This window comes from Thiorhodovibrio winogradskyi (assembly GCF_036208045.1).
GTDB lineage: Bacteria > Pseudomonadota > Gammaproteobacteria > Chromatiales > Chromatiaceae > Thiorhodovibrio > Thiorhodovibrio winogradskyi.
Genome location: NZ_CP121472.1, coordinates 4,430,877 through 4,457,533, shown reverse-complemented (window position 1 = coordinate 4,457,533; position 26,657 = coordinate 4,430,877). Strand labels below are relative to the sequence as shown.

Annotated in this window: 17 protein-coding genes; 9 read left to right on the top strand and 8 right to left on the bottom strand. The window is 62.9% G+C overall.

All coding sequences use genetic code 11. The features are described 5' to 3' along the window. The first annotated feature begins 45 nt into the window (after positions 1-45). Positions 46-1,215: a lytic murein transglycosylase B gene (gene mltB, locus Thiowin_RS20505; RefSeq protein ID WP_328984823.1), complete on the top strand. Its 1,170-nt coding sequence runs from the start codon at positions 46-48 to the stop codon at positions 1,213-1,215. A gap of 145 nt (positions 1,216-1,360) precedes the next feature. Further along, positions 1,361-3,595, top strand: coding sequence for an ATP-dependent DNA helicase RecG (gene recG / locus Thiowin_RS20500; protein WP_328984822.1), 2,235 nt, complete (start codon positions 1,361-1,363; stop codon positions 3,593-3,595). A 19-nt stretch (positions 3,596-3,614) separates the two neighbouring features. Here recG and modC read toward each other — a convergent pair whose 3' ends face one another. From modC to Thiowin_RS20480, 4 genes are all read right to left on the bottom strand, one after another. Continuing rightward, positions 3,615-4,703, bottom strand: a complete 1,089-nt coding sequence (gene modC, locus Thiowin_RS20495; protein ID WP_328984821.1) for a molybdenum ABC transporter ATP-binding protein — start codon at positions 4,701-4,703, stop codon at positions 3,615-3,617. A gap of 9 nt (positions 4,704-4,712) precedes the next feature. Beyond that, a complete protein-coding gene (gene modB / locus Thiowin_RS20490) occupies positions 4,713-5,390 on the bottom strand; it encodes a molybdate ABC transporter permease subunit (RefSeq protein WP_328984820.1) in 678 nt (225 codons plus the stop codon). 12 nt (positions 5,391-5,402) lie between these two features. Next, positions 5,403-6,167, bottom strand: coding sequence for a molybdate ABC transporter substrate-binding protein (gene modA, locus Thiowin_RS20485; protein WP_328984819.1), 765 nt, complete (start codon positions 6,165-6,167; stop codon positions 5,403-5,405). Positions 6,168-6,415: 248 nt separating this feature from the next. Beyond that, positions 6,416-7,273, bottom strand: a complete 858-nt coding sequence (locus Thiowin_RS20480) for a TOBE domain-containing protein (protein ID WP_328984818.1) — start codon at positions 7,271-7,273, stop codon at positions 6,416-6,418. Between the two features lie 239 nt (positions 7,274-7,512). Here Thiowin_RS20480 and Thiowin_RS20475 point away from each other — a divergent pair, with 239 nt between their 5' ends. The 6 genes from Thiowin_RS20475 (at position 7,513) to Thiowin_RS20450 (ending at position 15,984) form a co-directional block, all read left to right on the top strand. Further along, positions 7,513-8,190: an ankyrin repeat domain-containing protein gene (locus Thiowin_RS20475; protein WP_328984817.1), complete on the top strand. Its 678-nt coding sequence runs from the start codon at positions 7,513-7,515 to the stop codon at positions 8,188-8,190. 98 nt (positions 8,191-8,288) lie between these two features. Next, positions 8,289-8,579 (top strand): hypothetical protein, encoded by a 291-nt coding sequence (locus tag Thiowin_RS20470; protein WP_328984816.1) that lies wholly within the window; start codon positions 8,289-8,291, stop codon positions 8,577-8,579. A gap of 1 nt (position 8,580) precedes the next feature. Then, entirely contained in the window at positions 8,581-9,786 is a 1,206-nt protein-coding gene (locus tag Thiowin_RS20465; protein WP_328984815.1) for a PQQ-dependent sugar dehydrogenase, read from the top strand. Between the two features lie 416 nt (positions 9,787-10,202). Then, a complete protein-coding gene (locus Thiowin_RS20460) occupies positions 10,203-11,060 on the top strand; it encodes a M48 family metallopeptidase (RefSeq protein WP_328984814.1) in 858 nt (285 codons plus the stop codon). Between the two features lie 197 nt (positions 11,061-11,257). Next, positions 11,258-14,914: a PhnD/SsuA/transferrin family substrate-binding protein gene (locus Thiowin_RS20455; RefSeq protein WP_328984813.1), complete on the top strand. Its 3,657-nt coding sequence runs from the start codon at positions 11,258-11,260 to the stop codon at positions 14,912-14,914. Between the two features lie 137 nt (positions 14,915-15,051). Then, positions 15,052-15,984 carry a chemotaxis protein gene (locus Thiowin_RS20450; RefSeq protein ID WP_328984812.1) on the top strand — a complete coding sequence of 311 codons (933 nt, stop codon included), beginning with the start codon at positions 15,052-15,054 and terminating at the stop codon, positions 15,982-15,984. 42 nt (positions 15,985-16,026) lie between these two features. Here Thiowin_RS20450 and Thiowin_RS20445 read toward each other — a convergent pair whose 3' ends face one another. The 3 genes from Thiowin_RS20445 to Thiowin_RS20435 form a co-directional block, all read right to left on the bottom strand. Beyond that, positions 16,027-16,863 (bottom strand): ParA family protein, encoded by an 837-nt coding sequence (locus Thiowin_RS20445; protein WP_328984811.1) that lies wholly within the window; start codon positions 16,861-16,863, stop codon positions 16,027-16,029. 433 nt (positions 16,864-17,296) lie between these two features. Next, positions 17,297-18,511, bottom strand: coding sequence for a BPSS1780 family membrane protein (locus Thiowin_RS20440; protein WP_328984810.1), 1,215 nt, complete (start codon positions 18,509-18,511; stop codon positions 17,297-17,299). Between the two features lie 39 nt (positions 18,512-18,550). Beyond that, positions 18,551-20,485, bottom strand: a complete 1,935-nt coding sequence (locus Thiowin_RS20435) for a hypothetical protein (protein ID WP_328984809.1) — start codon at positions 20,483-20,485, stop codon at positions 18,551-18,553. Positions 20,486-20,677: 192 nt separating this feature from the next. Between Thiowin_RS20435 and Thiowin_RS20430 the strand changes: the two genes are divergently transcribed. Beyond that, positions 20,678-25,654, top strand: a complete 4,977-nt coding sequence (locus Thiowin_RS20430) for an nSTAND1 domain-containing NTPase (RefSeq protein WP_328984808.1) — start codon at positions 20,678-20,680, stop codon at positions 25,652-25,654. A 69-nt stretch (positions 25,655-25,723) separates the two neighbouring features. Here the strand turns inward: Thiowin_RS20430 and Thiowin_RS20425 are convergent, their stop codons facing one another. Next, positions 25,724-26,626, bottom strand: a complete 903-nt coding sequence (locus Thiowin_RS20425) for a DMT family transporter (RefSeq protein WP_328984807.1) — start codon at positions 26,624-26,626, stop codon at positions 25,724-25,726. Positions 26,627-26,657 lie beyond the last annotated feature (31 nt).

Here is a 26,657-nt window from a genome sequence, read left to right as displayed (position 1 = left end):
CAATCGTCCGGTGCCCGGCGCGACGACATCGAGGACATCTAGGGTATGATCAAGCTGCAAGTGCGATTCCTACTGCCACTGGCCTGCGCGGCCGTGGCGCTCGGTGGTTGCTCAACCCAGCAGACCAGGGCCTCCGATACAGCGGATGGCGCCCCGCTCTGGTTCGCCGAAGCGCCACGAGGCAGCGCGGCCGGTACTTCGCTCGCGCGGCCCGCGGCTGGCAGCGTGGGCGGAGACTATGCCGGTTATCCGGGGCTTGAGCGGTTCATGGCTCGCATGGAGGCAGAGGGCTTCGATACCGCCGAACTCGCGCGGCTATTCTCCCAGGTCAAGCGTCAGCAGTGGATCATTGAGCAAATGGACCGAGCCGGACCGCGCGCCAGCAAGCCGACCCAGCCAACCGGGGCCTGGTTGCGCTATCGCGCCAAGTTCCTGCAAGAATCCAACATCGCTGCCGGAACCGACTTTTGGCGCCGTCACGCAGCGACCCTGGCGCGGGCCGAGCAGCAGTATGGAGTGCCGGCTGAGTATCTGGTCGCCATCATCGGCGTGGAAACCCGCTGGGGCGGTTATCTGGGATCGCACCGCATCATCGATGCCCTGGCGACTCTGGCGTTCGATTATCCGCGGCGCTCGGAGTTCTTCACCGGCGAGTTGGCGCATTACCTGATCATGGCGCGTGATGAGAAGTTCGACCCCTTGCTCCCGGTTGGCTCCTTCGCCGGTGCCATGGGGCTGGGGCAGTTCATGCCCTCAAGCTTCCGTCGCTATGCTGTCGACTTCGACGGCGACGGTCGGCGCGACCTGTGGAATTCCGAGGATGCCATCGGCAGTGTCGCCAATTATTTCATCGGGCATGGTTGGCGTACCGGTCAGCCGGTGGCCGAGCGGGTGCGTGTTGCCAAGGCCGTGCCAGCGAGTCTCGAGACCGGGTTTCCGAGCAACTACCGCACGCAGGAGCTGGCCGCGCTCGGGATCGAGGTGGCGCGGCTGCCTGCTGGTCAGCAGCGGCTGAGCCTGCTGCGGCTTGATATCGGCAGTGGTTACGAGTATTGGGTGGGCTTTGATAATTTTTACGTCATTACCCGCTATAACCACAGCTCTTACTACGCCATGGCCGTGCATCAGCTTGCCCAGGCGCTAAAAGCCCGCCGGGGCGGAGCCTCGCGAACCCTGATGACCGAAGAGAAGCCCACTTCCGCCGCCCGCGGTTGACATGGGCCGCAATGGGCGAGCGAGGCGTCATTGTCCGGCCTGCCCGTGATCACCAACCCCGGGAGCATGAACCCCGGACACATCAAACCCGTTATCCTGACACTTGTTCGGCGGCGCCTTGCCTGCTTGTGGGGCCAGGGCAAGCATGAAAACACCAGCATTGCCAAGCGCGTCTTTGGCCGGTCTGGCAGCCTTGCCGGTGGAACAGCTGCGTGGCGCGGGCCCGCGAATGACCGAACGCCTCGCGCACCTGGGTATTCGCAGTGTCGCCGATCTGCTGCTGCATTTGCCGCTGCGCTATCAGGATCGTACCCGCGCCTGCCTGATTACCCAGTTGCGGCCCAGGCAGGAAGCCCTGGTGCGGGGGCGAATTCTAACGGCTGACATTCATCAGGGTCGGCGGCGCGCACTCTTGGTCCAGCTCGCCGATAGTGCCCAGAAGACCGGTGGGCGCCTGTGGCTGAGGTTTTTCCACTTTGGTCAGCCGCTAATGCGCCGGTTTCAGCCGGGCGCGGTGGTGTGCGTGTTCGGTGAGGTGCGCGAAGGGCCAAAAGGCCTCGAGATGATTCACCCGGAGCTGGAATTTCTCGCCGAGGAGCCGGCTGATGGCGAATCCAGCACGGGCTCCAACCCAGACTCCAGCTGGGACTCCAGCTGGGACTCTGGCGCTGGACCGCCACCAACAACGCCATCAACAACAGCGCAGGCCGGGAATGGGCAGGATGCCTCGGTGCCCGCGCTGACCCCGGTCTACCCCACGACCGAGGGGCTGAGTCAGACCCTTTGGCGTTCCCTGACCGAGCAGAGCCTGGCGCTGCTGCGGGAGCGATCCGAACAGCTGCCGGCGCTGCTGCCAGAATCCCTGCTGCACCCGCTCAAGTTGCCCAGGTTCAACGATGCGCTGCGCATCCTCCATCGACCGCCGCCGGACACCGCCATCGAGGCACTGCTGGAGCGCCGCCATCCGGCTTTTCAGCGCCTGGCACTGGAGGAGCTGGTCGCGCAGCAGCTGGCGCTGCGGGTGTTTCGCGAGCAGCTGCGAGCCTCGGGCGCGCCGGCTTTGCCGGGAACGGGTCAGTTGGTTGCGGCTCTGCGCGGACTAATTGGCTTTGAACTCACGGGCGCGCAAACCCGAGTGCTGGCCGAGCTGACCGCCGATCTCGCTGATGCGCGCCCCATGCTGCGCCTGTTGCAAGGCGATGTGGGTTCGGGCAAAACCATTGTCGCCGCTCTGGCGGCCGCCCAGGCGTTGGAGTCCGACGCTCAGGTCGCGCTCATGGCGCCGACTGAGCTGCTGGCCGAGCAGCATCTGCGCAGCTTCAGACGCTGGTTCGCGCCGCTCGGCATTGAGCCGCTGTGGTTGGCTGGTCGTCACAAGGGCGCCGAGCGCGCAAGCATTGTGCATGCGCTCGCAACTGGTGCGGCGCCGCTGGTCATCGGCACCCATGCGCTCTTCCAAGAGGATGTGCGCTTCGACCGGCTGGGCCTGGTCATCATCGACGAGCAGCATCGCTTCGGCGTGCATCAGCGCCTTCGATTGCGCGACAAGGGCCAAAGAGACGGGCGCCTGCCGCACCAACTCATCATGACAGCGACCCCCATTCCGCGTTCGCTCGCCATGACCGCCTATGCCGATCTGGATCTTTCCGTGATCGACGAACTGCCGCCAGGACGCCAGCCGATACAGACTATCGCCGTGCCCGATACCCGTCGTGGCGAGGTCATGGCGCGCTTGCGCGCGGCCTGCGAGAGCGGTCGCCAGGCCTACTGGGTCTGCACCCTGGTCGAGGAATCCGAGGCACTGCAATGCCAGGCCGCCGAGGATGCCGCGGCCGAACTGGCCCAGGAGTTGCCCGGCCAGGGCATCGGGCTGGTGCATGGGCGCATGAAACCCACTGAGCGCGAGCCGGTCATGCGCGCCTTTGCCGCCGGGGAACTCCAGGTGCTGGTGGCCACCACGGTGATTGAGGTTGGCGTTGACGTGCCCAACGCCAGTTTGATGATTATCGAAAATCCCGAGCGCCTGGGGCTCGCGCAACTGCACCAGCTGCGCGGCCGGGTCGGGCGCGGATCAGTCGCGAGCGTGTGTCTGTTGCTCTACCATCCACCGCTCACCGGTCAGGCCTTCGAGCGACTGAAAATGCTGCGCGAGGAATCCAGCGGCTTCAACATCGCCGATGCTGACTTGCGCCTGCGCGGCGCGGGTGAAGTGCTCGGCACCCGTCAGTCCGGCCACGCCCGCCTGCGCCTGGCCGACCCACTGCGCGACCAGGAGTTGGTCCAGCGCGCACGGGAACTCGCTGCCGTGCTTTATCGCCAATATCCAGAGCTGATTGAACCGCTGATCAATCGCTGGGTGTTTTCACCGTCGGTGATCTGAGCATCCGATGTCTGGCTTTCTAGTCCATCAAAGCGACCGCCTTGACTTGCGCGAATACTGGCTGGCCCTGATGCAATCGCAGGCGGTCACGCGAGTGGCGGGTGATGCGCGCCAGCAGCGGGGTTTGCTCGCCGGCGCCGGTGCAAAGCTTGACCAGCACCTGTGCTTGTTCAATCTCACGCAGTTCCAGAATATGGGCTGGCAGGATATTCACGATGCTGGAGGTGCCGGGTTCATCCAGCGCCAGGCTGACATCGCGGGCATGGACGCGCACCCGAACCTGGTCGTGAATCTTGCGCTCTAACCGCGCGACGGTCAGATGACCACCAGGAATCTCCAGGCGGGTCAGGGCATAGCGATCATCGTGACTGAGCACTCGGCCCTGAATAATGGCGCTGGCGTCTTGATCCTGGGCAATGGGCAGATCCAGGCGACTGAAGACCTCGCTGACGCGGCCGCTGGCGCGCACCCGACCCTGCTCCAGCAGTACCACCGTATCAGCCAGGCGCGCGACCTCATCGGGTGAATGGGTCACATAGAGCACTGGAATCTCCAGCGTATCGTGCAGCCGCTCCAGATAGGGCAGAATCTCCTGCTTGCGCTTGAGATCCAGCGCCGCCAGTGGTTCATCCATCAGTAGCAATCGCGGCTGTACCGCCAGGGCGCGGGCGATAGCGATGCGCTGGCGCTCGCCGCCGGAGAGCTGCGGCGGACGGCGCTCCAGCAAATGGCCGATGCCGAGCAACGCGACGGCCTGATCGAGCGCCTCCTGCCCCATGGCCGCCGCGCCGGCGCGCTTCATCCCATAGGCGAGATTGGCGCGCGCGCTCAGATGCGGAAACAGGCTGGCCTCCTGGAAGACATAGCCGAGCGGACGGCGATGGGTGGGCAGGAACTGCCGCCCATCCTGCCAGACCGCGCCATTAACCTGGAGATACCCTTCGCGCACCCGGTTCAGCCCGGCGATCAGTCGCAACAGGGTGGTTTTGCCGGAGCCGGAATGGCCAAACAGCGCGGTGACGCCGCGCCCCGGCAGGTCGAGATCCACATCAAGCGAAAAATCGGGATAGTCGAGATGGAAACGCGCTTGAATCTTGGTTTGTGACATAGTGGCGTGTTAGAAGCGACGGGCTTGGGGATTGAGGGTATAGAGCGCGAGCAGGATCAGGAAGGAAAAGATCACCATGCTGCCGGCCAGCCAAAAGGCTTGGTCGTAGTCCATCACCTCGACATAGTCGTAAATCTGCACTGAGACCACCCGGGTGGCGCCGGGAATGTTGCCGCCGATCATCAGCACCACGCCGAATTCGCCCACGGTATGGGCAAAGCTCAGAATGGCAGCCGTCAGAAAGCCAGGCTTGGCCAGCGGCACCACCACGGTGAAAAAGCGATCCCAGGGCCCGGCGCCCAGGGTGGCAGCCACTTCCAGTGGCCGTTCGCCGAGCGCCTCAATGGCGTTCTGGATCGGCTGCACCACAAAGGGCATGGAGGAGAGCACCGAAGCCACCAGCAGTCCCCAAAAGGTGAAGGGCAGCAAGCCGATGCCGAGCGCTTGGGTGAACTGGCCAACGGGGCCGTGCGGCCCCATTGCCAGCAGCAGATAAAAGCCTAGCACCGTGGGTGGCAACACTAAAGGCAGGGCGACCACGGCGCCGACCGGGCCTTGCAAGCGTGAACGGGTGCGCGCCAGCCACCAGGCGATCGGGGTGCCGATGATCAGCAGCAGCACGGTGGATGAGCTGGCCAGACGCACGGTCAGCCAGATGGCTTGCAGGTCGGCATCGCTGAAACCCATGCTCGTCGTGCCTCAGTGCGCCAGGTCGTAGCCATAGGCGCGGATGATCACCCGCGCCCGCTCGCCCTGGAGATAGTCGATCAGCGCCTGGGCGGCGGGGTTGTCCGCACCGCGTTTCAGGATCACGGCATCCTGGCGGATGGGTTCATGCAGGTCGCCCGGCACCAACCAGCCCGAGCCTGAACCGATCTCGCCATCCTGGACCACCTGCGACAGGGCGACAAAGCCAAGCTCGGCATTGCCGGTGCTGATGAATTGATAGGTCTGGGCGATGTTCTCGCCCTGAACGAACTTGGGCGTAATGGCGTCCTCAACACCGAGCGCCCGCATGGTCGCCATGGCCGCCGCGCCATAGGGCGCGGTCTTGGGGTTGGCAATGGCCAGCTTGCGGAACTTCCCGTTTTGCAGCACGGCGGCGCCCTCGCCAGCGGGGATGAAATCGGCATCGGCACTCCAGAGTACTAGGGTGCCCAAGGCGTAGGTAAAGTCGCTACCGGGCACGGTCAGGCCGTCCTGGGCGAGTCGTGCCGGAGTGGCCGCGTCGGCGGACAGAAACACATCGAAAGGCGCGCCGTTGCTGATCTGGGCGTAGAACTTGCCAGACGAACCAAAGGCGGTCTTGGCCTGGTGGCCGGTGTCCTCGGCAAAGGCGGCGGTGATCTCTTTCATCGGCCCGGTGAAGTTAGCCGCGACCGCGACACTAACCTCCTCGGCCTGGGCGATGTTGGTCAGGCCGAGCGTGATGGCGAGCAGGGTAGTGGTAGGGAATGAACGCATGGAATGGCTCCCTTTGGGTGTGAAGGTAGAAAGAATCACGATTCGGTTTCGTTATATCGAAAATCAATAACGATAAACATTAAGCAAACGGTGTGCCAGCGCTTTGGTCAAGTCCATTCAGTCAGTTAGCCCAGTGGTTGGTTCCTTGGCTGAGGTAAAGCCGACGAAGGCGAGCGCGTTGTCGCAATCCTGATCCTGTCTGGAGGGACGCAAATCCGTAATCCCGTTGCAATGAGGCTGCCCGCGTTTCAGTCCCGCACGGCGAGAATCACATGCGGTGCCTTGATCAAGGCGCAGGCGCGGGCGCCATCGGCCAGCTCCAGCTCGCGCGCGCTTTCGTTGGTGATCATGGCGGTGAGACGGCTGCCGCCGTCCATGGCCAGCACCACCTCGGTGTTGACCGCGCCGGTGGTGAGGCGCTCAATGGCGCCGCACAGCCGGTTGCGCGCCGAGGTGCGCAGACCGCCATCCTCGGTGGCAAGCATGACGAAGGAGGCCTTGATCAGCGCAAAGGCCTCACGGCCCACCGCCAAACCCAGGGTGGTCACACTTTCGTTGGTGATGATGGCAACCAGCGGGGTGCCCTTGATATCCAGGGTGACTTCACTGTTGACCGCGCCCGATTTGATCTCCGAGACGATACCGCGCAGATTATTGCGTGCACTGACTTTCATGTTCATGGCTCCTAGCAGGTTGTGGAAGTGATCAAAATCCTGAACGCTCTGGCTCAGGCGTTCGAGAAAGCGGCGGTGTTCGCGCTCAGCGGCCTCAAAGACCTGGATCAAGCGTCGGCCCGCGTCCGTCAGTTCGGTGCCGCCGCCGTGCCGCCCGCCGGCCTGGCGTCGCACCAAGGGATGTTCGGCCAGATTATTCATGGCATCGACCGCGTCCCAGGCTTGTTTGTAGGACATACCCATGGCTTTCGCGGCACGCGAGATGGATCCCGTCTCACCGATGCGGCGCAGCAGATCAATGCGGCCATGGCCGGCAAAGCGGCGCTGACCGATCTCCAACCGCAGGGGGCCGCTGGTGTTCAGGCTGGTTTCGATTTGGCCGGATGGGCTGGTGTTCGCATCCTTTGGGGCGGCTTGTTTACTGTCACTCAAGGTATTTGTGCTGCGACTTGCTATGGATGGCGTTATGTTCTTGATGATATTGCGCTTTTTGGATGAGAGCAACGAGGATTCGCCGCGGCGCGCGCTTGCGGGCGGTGGTCGCTGGGTCTTAGTATCGCGGTGGTCAGGGTTGTTCGGGTCAAGGGGCTTGGCCAACAGCTTGCTCGCTTGTCATCGAATTGGTTCTGGTCAAATTGGTTCTGTTCGTATTGGTTTCGAGAGGTTGTCTCATGGTCGCTGTGCTGGCGCTGCCGCAGTCCTTGGTCACAAAAGTCTGGCTGGTCGCTGGGCTGTTAATTGGGCTCGCACTGGCCGCTTGTACCGAGCCGCCGCGGCCGACGATCAATCTCTATCGCGCGGTGCACTCAGGCGATCTCGATCAGATCAAGCGGCACTTGTATTGGGGGACCGATGTCAATCAGCCTGGGCCCGATGGGCGCTACCCCTTGCAGGTCGCAGTGGCAGACGGGCAGGTGGTGATTGCGCGTGAATTGCTCGATCATGGGGCGAGCATGGAAGTACGCGACCCACTGGGGCACACACCGCTCTATGTCGCCCTGGCCAGCGGTCGGGTGCCCGCGGCGGAATTGCTCATTGAGAAGGGCGCCGGGGATGATCCGCAAGTGCTGCTGAGACAGCTGGTGAGCGGGGACCAACTCGACCGCGATAGCCTGGAGCTGCTGCTGCGTCGTGGGGTAGATCTCAACGCTCTCGGGCCCGAGGGAAGGGCGCCACTGCATCAGGCAGTGGTCAATGATAATCTGAAGATCACCAAATGGCTGCTACAGGCAGAGGCCGATGTGAATCTGGTGACGAATTCCGGGGCCACCGCGCTCGATTTGGCCCACGCCGCCGGTGCCGACCCCAATCTGATCCAAATCCTCGAACAATACGGTGCCCAGCCCTGACCTTCACCTGTGAAATTGAGCGGCATAATCCACCAGTGAACTCCACCAGTGAACTCCACCAGTGAAATCACAAAAATCCACGATAAGGACAAGAAGAAATGGCTGAAACGGTCGACGAACTCACTGTGACCTATGTCGAGGACGGCATTGAAACCACCAAGGAACTCGATAAGGTCATTCTGTCCAAGGGCAGCTGGGCGACCCTGCTGTTCCGCTACCAAGACTGGGATAAGGCGAAAGGCGAGTACGGGCCGGAGAAATATACGATTCGGCGCTACCAGAAGCGCGGCGGCGAGTATCGTCAGCAGTCCAAGTTTAATATTTCCAGTGCTGCCCAGGCCAAGGCCCTGATCGACGCCCTGCAAGGCTGGCTCAAGGCCGGTGGCTGACGTGCTCCCGCGCAGAGGCGAATGCATTCGCCTAGTCCCATCGCGTCGCGCGCGACTGGCGGCCAGTCTGCTGTTACTGACGACTGGGGCGCTGGCCGCCTCTCCGCCAAGTAGCCCGGAGCACCCCAGCACCAAGGTCCAGGAGGCCAGCGGCTGGCGGCTCGAGACTGTTGCCGAGGGGCTTGAGCATCCCTGGTCTATCGCCTGGCTGCCAAATGGGCAGGCAGTAATCAGTGAGCGGCCGGGGCGGCTGCGACTCCTTGCCGAGGGGCGCCTGCAAGAGCGGCCAATCAGCGGCCTGCCCAGGATCCTGGCCCTGGGGCAGGGCGGTTTGCTGGATCTTGCCCCGCATCCAAACTTTGCCGAGAACCGCTGGCTGTATCTCAGCTATTCCGTGGGCAGCGAGGATGCCAATCGCGTCCGCATCGGGCGCGGGCGTTTTGAAGACGGCCAACTGCACGATTTCGAAGTCATCTATCAGAACCCAGAGACCAAGTCGGGCGGTCAGCATTTCGGCTCGCGCCTGTTGTGGCTCCCCGATGGCAGCCTGCTGGTCAGCCTTGGCGACGGCGGCAATCCGCCCATCAGCTTCAACGGTGAGCCTATCCGCAATCAGGCCCAGGCGTTGGGCACCGTCTTCGGCAAGGTGCTGCGGCTGAACGCCGATGGTAGTCCCCATCCGGAAAATCCTTTTGTCGATGAGCCTGACGCGCGGGCCGAGATTTTCACCTTTGGCCACCGCAACATTCAGGGGCTGGCACTCAATCCGGCCGATGCCAGCCTTTGGGCCAGCGAGCACGGTGCTCGCGGCGGCGATGAAATCAACCGTTTGAGCGCCGGTGGTGATTATGGTTGGCCACGGGTTACCTACAGTCGCGAATACTGGGGGCCGCGTATCTCCGAGAGCGAAAGCAGCCCGGGTGTGATCGCCCCGCTGGTGGTCTGGACGCCATCTATCGCGCCGAGCGGACTGACCTTCTATACCGGTCAGGAATTCCCTGACTGGCAGGGCGATCTGTTCGCCGGTGCGCTCAAATTCCGCGAGTTGCGGCGGATCGACCTTGAAGACGGCCGCCCGGTGGCCGAGGAAAAATTCACTATCGGCAGGCGGGTGCGCGATGTGCGCCAGGGTCCGGATGCTGGGCTCTATCTGCTGACGGACGAAAACCCGGGGCAACTGCTGCGTTTGCGCCCGACTGGCGACTGACGGCATAGCCTAGTGCGGCTTGGTATAGTTAACGCCTTCCTTGCCGCGCGATCCACAAGTTCCAGCAATTCCAAATTTGGGTCTTCCATCTGGTGTAGAAGCGGCTTCCAGCCGCTTCATGACGCGCCAAGATGGCGTGTCTACTGATCACCGGGCCAACAACCGGGCGCTGGAAAACGACATTTGGAATTGCTGCCGAGGTTCATCCTCAATTGACGCGGGAGCCGGAGTATGCTCTTCATCTTCTGCGCCTTACCACAAGGCTGAGTAACGACATGAAAGAATGGGTGTCGCTTCGGTTGGCGTCAGAAACCCTGAATCGTCTGCAGCTGCTCGCCCAAGCGGCTTTAGTTTGTTGCATGAATCGGAACATGGTGATGAATCTATCGCTTTTTAATCAATCCCGATATCCATCCATGTCTATCGGCTGTTGTTGCGCCGCCCCAGCCCTGGCTGCGGCGGCCTTGCTTACAATGCTGCTCGGCGCCTGCGCCAGCCCGGTGCATCTGTCCCAGCAGGTTAGCCCGGCGGCGGTGGGGCAGGCAGAGCGGGAAATTCGTGCCATGCCGCCGCCGCGCCCCAAGCGCGTCGGCGACCGCGCGGCCGAGGCCAGGGTGCGCGCCATTTTTCATCGGCTGGAACCCGGCGCGCGTCGCATCTGCCATCAGCTTGGCGAGCACAGCTGCCAGTGGGATCTGCGTTATTCAAACAACCCTGAGTTGAATGCTTTTGCCGCCGGCACCGGCACCATCGTCATCCAGAAAGGGGTGCTCAGTTATGCCGAGAACGATGAGGAAATCGCCATGGTGATCGCCCATGAGATGGCCCACCATGCGGCCAACCATATCGCCGAGACCAAAGCCAATGCCATGAGCGGTGCTTTGGTCGGTGGTCTGGTGATGGGCGCCCTGGGCGCGGCGGCCACCTCCGGTGGCGGCTATGACAGCGGACAGCGCTCCGCGCGCATCACCGATTCCGCCCTGCTCGGCGCTGGCGTGGGCGCCCTGGTCGGGCAACTCAGATACTCCAAGGATCAGGAAAACGAGGCGGACTACCTCGCTGCCTACATCCTCGAAAGTGGCGGCTATGATCCGCGCAAGGCGCGCACCATGTGGGCCAAGCTTGGCCGTGCCGGGCGCACCGAGCACGGCGAGCGCCATTCCTTCGACACTCATCCGGACCCGGCCGAGCGCCTGGCGCGCTGGGATGTGACAGTGCGTGAGATGCAAGTCCATGGGGGCAACCTCATGATTGGCGAGCCACAAGGGGACTGAGGGGACCGAGGGAGTTCTGGACAAGATTGCAAATTCAATACTGGAAGACCCCTCTGTTGCGGCAGAGCTTGAAACTGCATAAAGTGCTCTTGGCGGCGAGGTTGAAGTGGCAGGTTAACTCCCTGATCGTGTGTTTCGATGAACTCGAACCCTTGCCAGTGCTCGACGGCTTGGCGCGCTCGGGGGAAACTGGCTGAATGAATCCGCGTCTGCTCCTGTTGATTGGCCTGCTTGCGGTCGTCCTGCCCGGTCTGCCGGACTTCACCCGCGCACAAACGTCGGAGATTCCAAACACGGCAGAGCCGTCGCCCGGTGCCGTCGATCATCCCACGCCCGTGCAAAAAAGCCTCAGGCTCGGGGTTTTTGCCTTTCGCAAACCGGAGATCATGCGCGCGCGCTTTGAGCCGCTGGCGGACTACTTAAGCCGGTCCCTGGGTGATACCGAGGTCAAGCTGAAAATTCTGGGTTTGGATGCGCTACAAGATGCGCTCAGCCAGGGTGAGGTCGATTTTGTCCTGACCAATCCCATCCATTATCAGTTGCTGCGCAGCCGCGGTGCCCTAAGCGGTGCCATCGCGACTTTGATCAGCCGTCAGGACGGACAATCGACAGCGGCGCTCGGTGGCGTGATCTTCACCCGGGCTGACCGCGATGACATCAATTCGTTGGGTGATCTGGCCAAGCGTCGTGTGGCCACGCCTGGCCAGCGGTTTCTCGGCGGCTATCAGACTCAGGCCTACGAACTGCGTCAAGCCGGCGTTCGCTTCCCCGAGGTGGCGGCCGAGGTGATAGAAACCGGCAGTCATGCCGATACCCTCTGGGCCGTGCTCAAAGGTGAGGCGGATGTTGGTTTTGTGCGCACCGGCATCCTCGAGAGCCTGGCCCAAGACCCGAACCCGAACCAAGATCCAAACCATGACCAGCGGCTGGATCTCGGCGAGATCAAGCTTCTCAACCCTCGGCAGCCGCCCGGTTTTCCCTATCTGGTCTCGACCCGACTTTATCCGGAATGGCCTTTCCTGGCGCTGCCCCGGGTCGACGGCCGGCAGGTGCGACGGGTGGCCAGTGCTCTTTTCGCGCTCGAGCCGGATGATCCCGCGGCCCAGGCCGCGCGCATCGAGGGCTTTGCTCCACCGGCGGATTATCTGCCGGTCGAGCAACTCGCGCGCGAACTGCGCTTGCCGCCCTATGACGCCAGTCCCAATTTCACCTGGCAGGACGTCTGGTCGCGCTACTGGATTCTGCTCAGTGGGGCGCTGCTGGCAGGTGCTCTCCTGGCGCTGCTTGCCTCGCGCCTGGCCGTCTCGCGCGCCGCGCTGCGTGAGAGCGAATCGCGTTTTCGCAATTTGTTCGATTACGGCCCCGTGGCCTATCAGTCACTTGATCAGGACGGACGCTACATCGATCTGAACGACCGTCTGTGCGCCCTGCTTGGCTATCAGGCCGACGAACTGCTTGGCCACGGTTTTGGCGATTATTGGACTCCAGCCACTCGTGAGAAATTTCCGCGAAAGTTTTGCGATTTTAAAGAAGCCGGCACGGTGCAGGCCGAGCTGGAATTGCGCTGCAAGGACGGACAGAGGGTCACTGTGCTGCTGGTCGGTCAGATCCAATTTGACCACAAAGGCGGGTTTCTTCGTACACATTGTATTTTGCATGATGTGAGCGCGCGCAAGGCGGCCGAGGATGCTCTGCGCGAGAGCAACCGCCAGTTGGCCGAAGCCAACGCCCAAGCGCGGCGTCTGGCCGAGGAGGCGCAGGCCGCCAGTCGCGCCAAGAGCGAGTTTCTGGCCAACATGAGCCACGAAATCCGCACCCCCATGAACGGCGTCATTGGCATGACCTGCCTGTTGCTCGAGACCGACTTAAACGAACAGCAGCGCCACTTCGCCGAGACCGCGCGCGTTAGCGGCGAAGCGCTGCTAGGGCTGATCAATGACATTCTCGACTTCTCCAAGATCGAAGCCGGCAAGCTGCGGCTCGAACAGCTGTCTTTCGACCTCAATGAGCTGCTTGATGATTTGTCGCTCAGTCTGGCCCACCAGGCGCAGCAAAAAGGCCTGGAGCTGGTGTGCGCCGCCGATCCCCAGTTGCCCACGCGCCTGATTGGCGACCCCGGGCGGCTGCGCCAGATTCTGATCAATCTTGCCGGAAACGCAATCAAATTCACCGCCGCCGGCTGGGTCGAGATCCTGGTGAGCATGGAGTCAGACCAAGGCGAAGCGCGCGGTCAATGTGGCAGCGAGTTCGCTGTGTATCTGCGCTTTGATGTGGTGGATACCGGCATTGGCATTCCGGCGGACAAGCTCAAGCTGCTGTTTCACAAGTTCAGTCAGGTGGATGGTTCCACCACGCGCGAGTTCGGCGGGACCGGCCTGGGACTTGCCATCGCCCGCCAGCTCAGTGAACTCATGGGTGGGCGCATCGGTGTGGAGAGTCATTTTGGCCAAGGCTCACGGTTTTTCTTTACCGCCTGTTTGGAGTGCCAGCCGCCAGCCGATCTGCCGGTGGCGGCGGACCGGTCCGCCTTGCCAGCGGCCGCGCTGGGGAGTCGGGTACTGGTGATCGATGACAACCGCGCGGCACGCGAGACACTGTGCGCGCGCTTGCTCCACTGGGGTCTGGACGTTCGGGCGGCAAGCGATGGACCAGGCGGTCTTGCGGTGCTGCATGCGGCTAGCGCGGCAGGGAGACCCGTGACGCTGGCGCTGATCGACCAACAAATGCCGAGCCTCGACGGCCAGCAGCTCGGGCGCATGATTCGCGCCGATGACAAACTCGGCGACACCCGGCTGGTTCTACTGACCAGTGCCAGTTCGCCCGCAATTGGCGCCCAAGGGTTGGATTCGGCCTTTGACGCCGAGCTGCCCAAGCCGGTGCGGCTCAAGCTGCTTCATAAGCTGCTTGCGCGGCTGTTGAACGCGGAGGTCGCGACCCAGGTACCAGGCCAGATCCCAAGTCAGATCCCAAGTCAGATCCCAAGTCAGATCGAAGTCCAGGCCGGAGCTGGGCAGCCGAGCGCGCCCCCGCGGTTCGCGCCCGGCATCGCGCCCCTGTTGCTGGTGGAAGACAACCGCACCAACCAGCAAGTGGCCTGCGCGCTGCTCGAGCGCCTTGGACTCGGGATCGAGCTTGCCAATGATGGCCAGCAGGCCATTGAGCGGCTCAAGCACAGCCACTACGCATTGGTGGTGATGGATGTGCAAATGCCGGTGATGGATGGGCTCGAGGCCACCCGGCGCATCCGCGATCCCGCCACCGGAGTGCTGGATCCGCAAGTGCCAATTGTTGCCATGACCGCCCATGCCATGCAGGGCGACCGCGACAAATGCTTGGCCGCCGGCATGAACGACTATGTCTCCAAGCCGCTGATCCCGGGTGCCGTCGCCGAGACCCTGGCGCGCTGGCTGCCGGTGTGCATCGGAACATCAGCCCCCGACAGTACAGCTGCGCTCGCAACCGAGGCACAGCCGCCGACGGCGTCGTCTGTGAGCGCCGAACGAGATGAAGAAAGCATCGACTGGGCAGCTTTGCTCGAACGACTGGGTGGCGACAAGGCCTTTGCTCAAGACATTCTCAAGGAGTTTATTCTTGGTCTGCCCGCTGAAGTCGAAAAGCTGACGGCCGCGGTCAGCGCCGCGGACCCCGACGCCATCCGCGCCGAAGCCCATGGTCTGCGCGGCGCGGCAATCAACATGGGCGCGAATCGACTTGCCGCCGTCGCGGACCAGATCGAGACGCAAGCACTCTCTGGACCGACTGGCGGACCAGGTTTGGCTGTGTTGCTCGAGACGCTGGTTGCGGAGACCCTGGTGCTGCGAGACAAGTGTGAGGATTTCTGCCCGCTGGGGTGATACTGAACGACAAGCCTTTGGACAGCGCCCCTTGTCGCGGCGGAATACTGGATCCCAGTGCGGTATCCTCCAATGCTGTATCCTAAATGTCGAATGAGCGATTGACGTTATTCACCCAAATCTCTGCGCGACCCCTGATGACTCAGACCAATTACGGCTCGACTGTTGAAAGCAACCGCGCGGCTGGCACCCGCCTGGAGCTGTTGCTATTTCGGCTTGACCATCCGCAGCTCTATGGTATTAATGTGTTCAAGGTGCAGGAGGTAGTGCCCTGGCAACCGCTGACTAAAATGGCCGGTTCCCACCCCTTGGTGCTGGGTGTGGCAACTCTGCGCGGGCGCACCATGCCGGTGCTTGACCTGTCGCTGGCGATGAAGCTTCCTCCGCTGCAAGAGCCGCGAAAAGGCCACATCATTATCACGGAATACAATCGCTCGGTGCATGGGTTTCTGATTCGCCGGGTTGAGCGCATCATTCATACCAAGTGGGATCAGGTCCAGCAAATGCCGAGCAAACTCGGGCGCGAAACCTATGCCACGGCTGTGACGCTGGTTGAGAAAGAGCTCATTCAGATTCTCGATGTGGAAAAGGTCCTCGACCAGGTTGTGCATGCAAGCACCGATGTTTCGGCGCGGCTGACGGCGGATAAAGCTGCCCAAGGTCGGCGGGTGCTGGTGATTGACGACTCATCCGTGGCGCGCCATCAGATCCAGCGCGCGCTTGAGCAGCTTGGTATCGAGTGTACGCTGGTGAACGACGGTCGTCAGGCGTTGGAGCTGATCGAGCAACTGGTGGCTGATGGAGTTGATATTGCAAGCCATTTCTTGATGGTGATTTCCGATATTGAAATGCCGGAGATGGACGGCTACGAACTCACCACCAGAATTCGCGCCAATCCCGGCACCAACAATATTTATATTCTGCTGCACTCATCCATCAGCGGGGTGTTCAATATCGACATGGTCAAACGTACCGGGGCGAATAAATTCATCCAGAAATACCATCCCGACGACCTAGCCCGCGCGGTGCTCGATCATCTGGAGGCAAGGGAAGGAGGCCATTCGCGTTAAACATCCCCTTTGTTCTTGGGGGCGTGATGGACCATTGGAGCCTCAGCTCGCCGCCGCCGAGACAGTCGGCTGTGCTTTGGGGGGCGTGGGCGGCGCCGAGGGTGAACTGGGAGAATCCCGGCGCAGTGTTTCGAGTAAGTCGGTATAGGCCGTGACCGCGCGTGAACGCGGATCATAAAAGGCTGGTGGCACCCCGGCGCGGCTGGCGTCGCGCAGACGGGTATCGACCGGCACATAGCCGTGCCAGAGGTGCTCGGCGTAATCCCGGCGCAGTTGTGCCAGACTCTCGATCGACGCACGGGTGCGTGGGTCGAAGTAGGTCGGCACAATGGTGTAGGCCAGTGGTCGCTGGCGAACCCGCAATACCATGTTCATGGTGCGTAGCATGCGCTCAAGCCCCTTCATCGCGAGAAATTCCGTTTGCACGGGAATAACGAGCTTGTCGCACACCGCGAGTGCGTTGATCAGCAGAATGCCCAAGACTGGCGGGCAATCAATCAGAATGTAATCATATTTGGCTGCTAGCGGCGGCAGTGCTCGCTTGAGCACCAGGCCAAGCCCATCAAGGCGCCCGGATTGCCGGTCCAGTCCCGCCAGCGCCGTGGTGGCCGGAATGAGATCCAAACGCTGGTTATCGGTTGAGAAAATGAGTTGGCGGATGTCAATGGTTCGACGCTCGGCAGTCGCCAAGAATAGATCATAGCTGCTGAACTCGAGTTCATCCGGATCATAGCCAAAGTACGCCGATAGCGACGCATGTGCATCGATATCGATCAGCAAAGTGCGAAATCCCCAGGCCGCCAGCAGTCCGCCGAGGGATACCGCTGTTGTGGTTTTGCCAACGCCCCCTTTGAGGTTGGCAATAGTCCAGATCTCCATGAAACCTCCAGAGATGTTGGCGTCTTGAGCAAAACGGGCAGCCAAGATGCGAGAACGCGGCGCGCGCGCCTCGCGCACGCTTGCCCAGGTCTCCAAACCCGCCCATCAAGTCTAGTCGAAAGCCCAGCGAGTGCTGGCAAGGAAGCGCTTTGTCATGGTTGGCGCGGAATTGGTCGGCGCGGAATCCACACTGTCAAAATATCGGCGCTTTTTGGCAGCCTCGGGGTAACTTATTCAAATTATGTGCCATGAGGCAGGACTGTAGATGTGCGCGTGACAGTGACGGCAGCAGCGACAGGGGCAGCCTAGATGCTATCCCTGTTGGGGCGGCGTGGCGCGACTGCAACAGGAGTCCAAGCGAGGCGCGATTCATGACTCGTATTCCGGGCCCACATTCCGGGCTCACCTTCCGTGGCAAGATGCCGGAGATGGATTAGTCACTGGCCGGGAAGATATCCCGATAGGCTGCGTACATGGAGGCGATCAGCATGGGGGATAAGATTAGCAGGCCCAGCCCAAAGGGGATGAGCGCAAGGAGCATCAGCACAGTGCAGACGAGGCCATAGACCAGAAAGGGCAGAAGATTTTTCAGACAGCCGAGGAAGCTCATTTTCATCGCGGCAAGGGCACCCAGGCCGTTGAGCATGACCAGGGCGGGAGCGAACCAGTACGCCATCACCAGCGGGATCACCAGGGCCAGGATGAGCAGAAACAGCAGGAGGAAATTTGTTCCGAGTGCTTCCACCAGCAGTTCTGGATTGTTTTCCAACGCTTGGGGGTCCATACCCCCGGCCAGGATGGGTCCAATCAGGATGACCACCACCAGAATGCCGAGGATGAAGGACCCCAGCATGTAGAGCCCGCCCACGCCAATGAGCGAGGCGGTGTGTTTGCTAAAGCCCGAGAACAGATGGTTGACGCGAAACTGACCACCGCTCGCCTGTTCATGGGCGCCGGCCATGAAGCCCGCCATCAGGACGGGGCCGATGAGGACCGAGACGATGCTGCCAATGATCGGCACCAAGGCGAGTGCGATATTGATGAGCAAAAGCAGTAGCAAGGCGCCGATCCAGGCAAGGGGAGCTTGCTTGAACAATCCCCAGCCAGTGCCGATCCAGCCGAGGCCCTGGCCCATGGGGACAGACTGGGGAGCGGGTGGCTGGCCCGGGAGTACCCCGGCCCTGTAAGCCGGCGGTAGCGTGGCCGCGCCCGGCCCGCCGTTTGGATAGGTTGGCGGTGCGGATGGACCCGAGCTTGGGGAGGCCGTCGAGTGGGTCGCCTGTGCCTTGCGCTCGGCAATCTGGTTGGCCAGGTAGGCTTCGACCAGAACACCGCAGCTCTTGCAGACCCCGTTTTCAATGCGGCTGGCGCCGCATTTTGGGCAGTTGTTTGGCAGCGATGGGGCAGGGCTGCCGTCGGCGGAGTCGATGCGGGTGACTAACCCGATGTCGTCAAGAATCTCTCGATAGTGGGCAGCGGCCGCGGGGTCAACGTCTTTCTTGAGCGCTTTTTCCTGGCCGTCGCGGATCAGCCTGAGCGCCTTGTCCTCCGGTACCTTGAACACGGACGCGAATTTTCTGGCTGCCTGTTCCGGGTCGCTGCCCGGCTGCAATTGGCCGGTGAAAACAACGGTGCAGAGTTTGCTCATGGTGGTCACCTGTGGCGGGGGTGGCTCAAGTCACATGGATCATGCGGTTTGTTTATTCATCCAGGCGAGCAGCCCAGGTTCCGAGACCCAGACATCGCGCATGGCCTCGCGGTACAGCCAGGCCTGGTCATCGCTGCCGGGGATGCCATGGCTGTGGTTGAGCGGTGGGCGCTTGATGCGTTTGCGCATCAGGTAGCGCGGCACGCGCGGCAGGCGCCCAAAGGCGTCGTGCAATATGGCCGCGGCGCGTTCGGTGTGGCCCAGGCGGTAGAGTGCAAGCACTTCGCCATAGGCCAGTTCGGCCATCACATCGGTCGGGAAGCGGCGTGCCAGGGCCACGGCCTTCTCGTCCTCGTGCTGGCGCAGATAGTGGTTCATGAGGTCGGCGCGAATGCCGTGCTCATCCTCGGGATTGAGGTTGATGAGTTGCTCGAGCAGGGCGCCGGCCGCATCGGGTGGGCCTTCCTCGGCGCTCTGCCGGGAAAATCTTAATAGCAGGCGCAGCAGTGGGCGGTTGTCAGGAAACGACCAGGGTAGTTGATGCCGACCATTAATCTCCATGCTGTGCTCTAAAATCGCTTGGGCGCGTAGAAATACAGGACGCAGCAGGCGGACGCGCAGCCAGGGCAGGCGGCTTTCGGGGTGTTCCTCGATGGCGGTGGTCAGGTCATCAAGGATGTCCAAGCTGTCGATGGCCTGCGGATGGTGGTTGAGAAAGTTCAGCCAGCCGTCGCTGTCCCAGATGTCGCCGTCGTCAAGGGAGCTGAGCTGGGTGGCCAGGGGTTTGGATGCGGTGAAGCTGCGATGCCAGGCACGCTCAATGCGTTTCAGGGCGGCAGGCGGTGTCAGGCTCGCGCTTGGGGCGTTGGGGGCGGTGCCAGGTGGTAGGGGCAAGTCCTGTTCGGCAAACAACGGCAGTTGCTCGTCGAAAAACAGATGGGCGTCGCCACGCGCGCGCTCGAAATCGTAGGTGGGTAGCGGGCGCCTGTGATGGGCCTCGATCCAGTCGCGCAGCTTGAGCAACATGGGATCCATGGCGTCGGCATGGGTGGCCGCCAGGGCATCCTGGGGATCGGTGATGGCGTGGGTGAGAAAATCGAGCGTGCGCTCACTGGCCTGACCATTGCGCCGGAGTTTGCCGCGCCAGAAGCGGGCACGCTCGCGCGCGAGCTGGTCGCGATGCTGCGCCACTAGCAGAGTGATTTCGAGCAGGGCGTTGGCGGGGCTATCCGGTGCGCTGCGCAGGGCCTGCTCGAAGGCGGCTTCTGCTTGGGTAAACTGGCCCTCGTCGATGTGGCTGGTGCTGATGCGCTGCCAGGCGGCGGCTTGCAATTCGCGCCCGGCGGTTTCAGTCACCCGGCGCAGAAAGCTCTGGCGTTTGTTGCGAAAATCCAGTGTCTCGTAGGCGTCGCACAGCGCATCGAGCGCGCCCTCATAGCGGCCGTCGAGTTCGCTGAGATCCCGGTCAAACAGGGGTTCGAGCAGATGCGCGGCGCGGCCGGGACGGTCATCATCGAGCCAGCGATCAGCAACCTGTGACAGCAGATGCTCGGGGATGGCCTGGTGGTTGACGGCGTCCTGGATGGCGCTGTCGTCGAGTTTATCGAGCAGCAGTTCCCAGACCAGGTCGGTTGGCATTTCCGGCAGGTCGCCGGCCCGGGCACAGCACTCGGCAAAGGCGCGGGAGGAGCCACACAGGCAAGGCTGCTCGGCGGATGGGGTGGGAACTGGCCGCACTTGGTAGCCCTGCGCGGGCAGGGGTGTTGCGTTCCAAATGGCGATCCCAAGCAGGGCGCCGAGACGATTGAGTTCTTCGGGCGTCAGCTCGGCTTCATCGACTTCAAGGAACCTGGGAATGGCATCGCGCGCCCAGTCAAGAAATCGCTGCAGGTCTTGATCGCGGAAGATTTCCTCAACCGCGGCTAGAATGAGTTCTTCCATGCGCTCGGCGTCCTGACTTTCGCGCTGAATCATGACAACCCCCGGTTGACTCCCTCAATTGGCTTATCCAGTTGGCCCCTAGTTGGTTCCCCAGTCCACTGCCGCCATCGCGTTGCTGTGGCATTCTAGCGCGAGATGCCAGCCGGGTGTCGACTTTGTCAGCTCGGATGAGGCGCTATTTCAGACCGCCGTGAGCAATTTTTACGAGCGCGCAGGTGCAACCCGATGAAAGACGATCAGGTACGCATTTTCGTATCCTCACCCGCCGATGTGGACCATGAGCGCGCCATTGTAAAAGACGTGGTCGAGCGCTTGGCACAGGAGTATTTGCCCTATTTTCCGCTGCGTGCGATTTTGTGGGAAGAAGAAGCCCTGACCGCGGATCGCACCTTTCAGGCTGGACTCACACGCCCTTCGGACTGCGAAATCGTTCTCGTGATCTTCTGGACGCGTCTGGGCTCGCCATTGCCTGACGACCCCTATCGCGGTATGACCGGGACCGAGTGGGAGTTCATCGATGCGGTGACCAACTCCAGCGACCGAGGTCTGCCGGAAGTGCTCGTCTACAAAAAAGCGACGCCCAAGTTGGTCGACATCACCGACGCCGAGACAGCGCAGGAGGCAATCACTGATCGGCGTCGGCTGGAGGACTTTTTTCGCAGCCATTTTTTCAACGCCGACAACACCTTCAAGCGCGCTTTCCGCACCTTCGACGGCGATGCCCGGTTTCGCGAACTGATCGAGGGACAGTTGCGTAAGCTGCTCAACCGGCGCGTGAGCGCGGAGCGGCGCGCGGCGGCCGGCGAGCGCCAGTGGCGTGGCAGCCCTTTTCGCGCCTGTCAGGCATTCGAGCCGGGCGATGAACGCGTGTTCACAGGCCGCGAAACCGAACTGCGGGAGCTGACCGAGCGGCTGCAGACGCGCGCCGAGGCTGGCGTCGGACTGGTCCTGCTCAGTGGGCCAAGTGGCAGCGGCAAGACCTCGCTACTGCGCGCTGGGATGGTGTCGCGGCTGACGCGTCCCTTCCGTCTGGAGAGCATCGCCACGGTGCGCTGCTGCCTGGTCAGTCTGCCAGCTTTGCCGCAAGAGCCCCTGAACGCCCTGGCGGAATCTTTGTGCGCCGAGACCTGCCTGGGCGATTCGCTGCGCGGCTTCGGACTGGACGCGCCAGCCATGGCCACCTTATTGGCCCAGGATCCGCGGGTTGCCGCGCGTCAGCTCGGTGCCGCGCTGCGGCAGTCGGCCCGGGGCCAGACGCTCGAGGGGCATGCGCGTCTGGCGGTCATTGTCGATCCACTGGATGCGCTCTTTGAGGCAGCAGAGGAAGCGCTCGGCACCGCTGTCTCGGAGCAAGACGGGGGCGAACAGGCGCTGCGGCGTTTTGCCCGGGCGCTCGCTGAGCTGGCGCGCAGCGGGGAGATTTGGGTGCTGGTCGGGATGCGCAGCGATGCCCTGCGCCACCTGCCGCGGCTCCCCGCGCTTGCCGCCATGCTTGATGCGACGGCCTGGCAGCGCCTTGAGCCACTGCCGAGTGCCCGTATCCGCCAGATTGTCGAAATTCCGGCGCGCATTGCCGGCATTGAGTTCGAGGCTCAGACTAGCGGACCCGGTCGCGGCTTGATCGAGCTGATCGAAGCCGAAGCCGGGCGTTTGCGCCATTGGGCGCCGCCGCTGCAGGCACTGCTGCACGCGGCCTATCTGAGCGCCCGTGATGCTGCTTGTGGAGACGAGGACGCCCTGCGTCTGAGTCTGGAGCACTGGCGCGAGCAGGGTGGACTGGCCGGACAGGTACTCACTCAGGCCGAGGCGCTTTGGCGCGACGCGCTTGATGATGGCGCGCACGCGGCCTTGCCGAGGCTGTGCCGAGCGCTCATCCTGCTCGACAACAATGGCCAACCGCAGCCGCGCATGGGCGATCTGACTGTGCTTGAGCAGGACACCCAAACCCGGCGCCTGCTCACGACCATGGTCGCCGCGCGCCTGCTGACCACCGAGGCTGAGTGCGATCCGAGTCTGACGGCGATCTGCGAGCACCCCAATTACTCCTTGATCAGCTCGCTGCGCGCGCTCTGGCGCCAGGGGCGCGACGCCAAGGCGCGGGACAGGGAAAAGAGCGCCCCAGAGCCTCCCGTGCCCGGCGCCGAGACGCTCGACTTCAGCCACTACACCGGCGTTGTCAGCGTCGCCCATCCGGTGCTGCTCAGCCGCTGGCAGCCCATGCGCGACTGGCTTAGCCATCCCGACAATCGCGCGCTGCTGCGCCTGCGCGAGCAACTGAGCCGACAGGCGCGGCTGTGGAAGCGCACCAGCTGCAATCGTGAATATCTCTTTGGTGAGGACGGATTCGCCGCCACGCGGCGTTTTGCCGAGGTCTTTCCCGATGAGCTGGAGCCCCTGGAGCGTGAATTTCTGCACCAGAACGCGGCCTATCTGTCCTTTGTGCGCCGGCGCAATCGTCTGGCGCGCGCCTTTGGGCTGTTGCTGGTCGTGCTGGTGGTCACGGCCAGCACCGCGGCCTGGATTGCTCAGCGCAAATCCGACAATGCCCGCCTGGCGATGCACCAGGTGCAGCTCAAGGAGGCCGATTTGCAGAGTCGTGGCGGCAACACGCCGCAAGCCGTGGCCAAGGCGCTAGCGGCTGGGGTCGATCTGCCGGCGGCGTCCGTGCGCACTCTCAGCGATGCCTTCAGCCGCAACCGGCTCATCGCCATGACCGCGGCGCCCTCGTCCTCGCTGAGTCAGCCCGCGCAACCAGCCGCCAATGAAGCGGGCGATCTGCTGGCGACCTTGGTGCCAGGACAGGGCGCGCGACGTTGGCGCTTAAGTGAAGGAAGCTTTGTCCCCGCCGAGCCGGCGGTGCTGAGCGACGGCAGCCTGGGGATTCACTCACTGGTGATGGCGCTGGAGACTGACGAGGTGTTTGGCATTGCCGCGGATGGCGTCTATCGACTGCCAGCCTTTGCCGGGGATGCGCCAGAGTATCCCTGCGGCGCCCTCGCGGGCGGTAGCCTGGCCTTGGACTCGGCGCGCGCTCGCCTGGCGCTGGCCATTCCGGGTGAGGGCGCGCATCAGAACCTCTGTGTGCTGGATCTGACCGAGCCCGGCAAAGTGCTGCTGACCCATGACTTGGACGAACAGGAATTGCGCGGGCTGAGCTTTTCGCCCGATGGCTCGGTTCTGCTCACGGCGTCCTCGATCGGGCGCGCGCATCTGCTCGACCTCGACCGGCCTGCTGGCGAGAACCCGTTGCGCCTGTCCCTGCCCCTTGCTGGTCCGCTTGGGCGCCCCTTCAATCGGGCGCTCTTTGATCCGGCGGGCGAGCGCATCGGCATTGCCGCCGCCGATGAACAAGTTCGATTGTTCGATCAGAAGGGGGAGCTGATCGCCGCGCTCAAAAGCGTGGAGATTGATGGCCGGCAGGTGCCTATTCATAACAGTGGTGTGCGCGACCTCGCCTTCGCTCCCGACGGGCGGTCGTTGGTCGCGGTCGATGACGAGGGACAGGTGGTGCGTTGGTCACTCAGCGATCCGCCGCGGGCGGTGGTGCTTGGACATCATGAGCTCAGCATTGTCAGCGTGGCCGTGGCGGAACCCTCATTGGCGCCGGGGGATGGTGCCGACCGCCAGGCTGTCGAAGCGAAGCCCACTCTGGTGCTCACCGCTTCGCTCGATGGCACCGCGCGGCTCTGGAGTCTGGCAACCGGCAAGCCGCTGGCGGTTTTTGGTCATGACGCGGCACTGAGCTGGGCGCGTTTCGCGGACTCCGCCGGGCGCGTGCTCAGTCATTCAGTGCGCGATGCGTCTTTGCGGTTATGGAATGTCGTGCCCGTGTCACGCCTTTCCTTCAATCTCCGGCATCCCGATCCGGCCAATCATGTGTGGCACTTGGACATGGCGCTGGTCCCGTCGCAACTGCTGGCGGAGGATGATGCGCCTGGCAGCGCCCTTGCTGCCCCAGTGTGGCTCGCGACTGCCGGCTATGATGGGCGGGTGCAAGTCTGGCGCTATGCGCGCGATGCCAGGCCGCCCGAGTTAAGTTACAGCTTCGCGCAGCATGACGCGGCCGCCGGGGCCTTGCCAACAGAGGCTATTCAGCCGGTGCGTCGGGTGCGTTTTTCGCCGAGCGCAAAGCGCCTGGCGGCAGCTCGTTTCGACGGCAGCGCGAGCCTCTATGATCTGCTGACCGGAGGTTCCTGTCGGCTCAAGGTTGCCGAGGGGGTGGAGGCCGGCGCTGAGGGGCGCGGTACTGGCAAGGTCTTTCAGGTCCTCTTCGCGCCGGATGAGCGCTGGCTCTTGACCACCTCCGATGATCCGCTGCGACCCCTGCGGCTGTTTGATGTCCACTCCTGCGAGCCCATCGCTGGGATCGAGGTATTGGAGCGGCCCGGCGCCGCGACTGAAGCCGCCGCCGTGCAACGCCTGGGTGTCGACACTCTGGTCGCCATTGGCGACGATGCCGGTCGGGTGCGCGTGTTGCGCGTCGATCAGGCCGGCAGTTGGCGGCAAGTCTGCGCGCGCGATGCCGACCTTGGCTCAATCAGCGATCTGGCCATCGCGCCCGATGGCCGCGCGCTGGCGATCGCTGGCGAATCCAATAACCTGGCGATTCTTGCCTTGGATGCGGGCGGCTGTGGTCAACTCGAGCAGGCCAGTGGTCATAGCGCGCGCCTCTATAGCGTCGCCTTCTCGCCGGATAGCGAGCGTATCCTTACGTCCTCGCTCGATAAAACGGCGCGCCTGTGGACGCGCGTCGGTCGGCCTCTGGCGGTGCTGGCGGGCCATCAGGATCGCGTCTACCATGCCGCCTTCAGCCCGGAGGATGGGCGTTGGTTACTGACTGCCGCGCGTGATGCTTCCCTGCGCGTGTGGCAGGCGCCAAGCGCCGACCAGGGCCTGGGGCAGGTCCTGCAACTCAATGATTTTCTGCCCCTGCAGGCAAATCAGGGTGGGGCCGCCTTTGCTGCTTTCAGCCCCGATGGCCGTTATGTGGCAGGGGCCTACTGGGATAATGCCGCGATCCTGTGGCGACTGTGGCGCGAGAGTGTTCCAGGAGAGGCTGAGTTAGCCGCCAAGCTGTTAACCCAGTGGGGGCCGGATCGCGCCCGTCTGGCCTTGCTGAAGGAGGCTTATCGCTTTAAGCATGACAACCAGGTGGATGGTGTGGAAGCCAAGGCCGCCAACCTGTCTGGCGCGGACGATTGAGATGGGCCTGAGACTGGGCCGGTGGCTGGATTTGGTTTGGGAATGCGCGAAACGAGACTGGTCAGCCCGTTACAAAAAGGTCAGCAACAGCAGTCCGATCAGCATGACCAGGGTGCCGGCAATTTTCGCCAGCAGGCGCTCTTCGCGATAAATCCAGCGCCCAAGTACCACGGCAAAGAGCCCCGCCGAGCGCTTCACCGCCATGGCATAGGAGGCGAGCGTCAGGCTGAGCGCGATCTGATCGGCGACCCGCATCAGGGCGAAAAGCAGGCCAAGCCCCAGCAGCGCCCGAGCATGTCGCGCTACCTGGGGCGAGAACACCTCGCGATAGAAGTCGCGCTGCCGCAGGCTAAAGATGGCAAACAGAATCAGCGGATTGATCAGCGCCACCATGACCGCGAACGACAGCGGATCGGATAACTGAATGGCCACGCGTCCAAAGGTCGAGGCGGCGGCGAAACAAAGTGCCGCCGCCAGGGTAAACAGGCTGCCCGGGTTGGTCACCAGTGCCACCATTGGCGCCGACCAGCCCCTTACTCCGGGCTCCAGGCTGAGCACATAGCTGCCGAGCATTAACAGACCGAGCCCGAAGGCGCCCGGAAAGCTCGGCAATTGCCCGGTCAGCAGCCACTCGATCACGACCACAAAGCCCGGTGTTAGCGTGAGAATGGGGCCGACCAGCGAGATTTCGCCGCGCTGGATGGCGATATTCAGCGCCCAGCCGCCAAAGCCAGACAGCAGGCCGCCAAGCAGCACAGCGCCAACATAGGTCGGCTGCTTGAGCGGAAAGTCGTGATACCAGACAATGAGTGGCAGCGTCACGACCAGGCTGGCCAGGTTGACGTAGAGCGTGAGCGCCCGCGCCGAGAAGCTAAAGCTCAGATGCTTGGTGACCGCGAGTCGGGATGCGTGAAAAAACGCCGACAGCAGCGAAAACAGAATCCAGAAGTGTGCGTAGCCGGCGAATTCCACGGTCTTTGTCTTGGTTGGGTCTTTGCAGCAA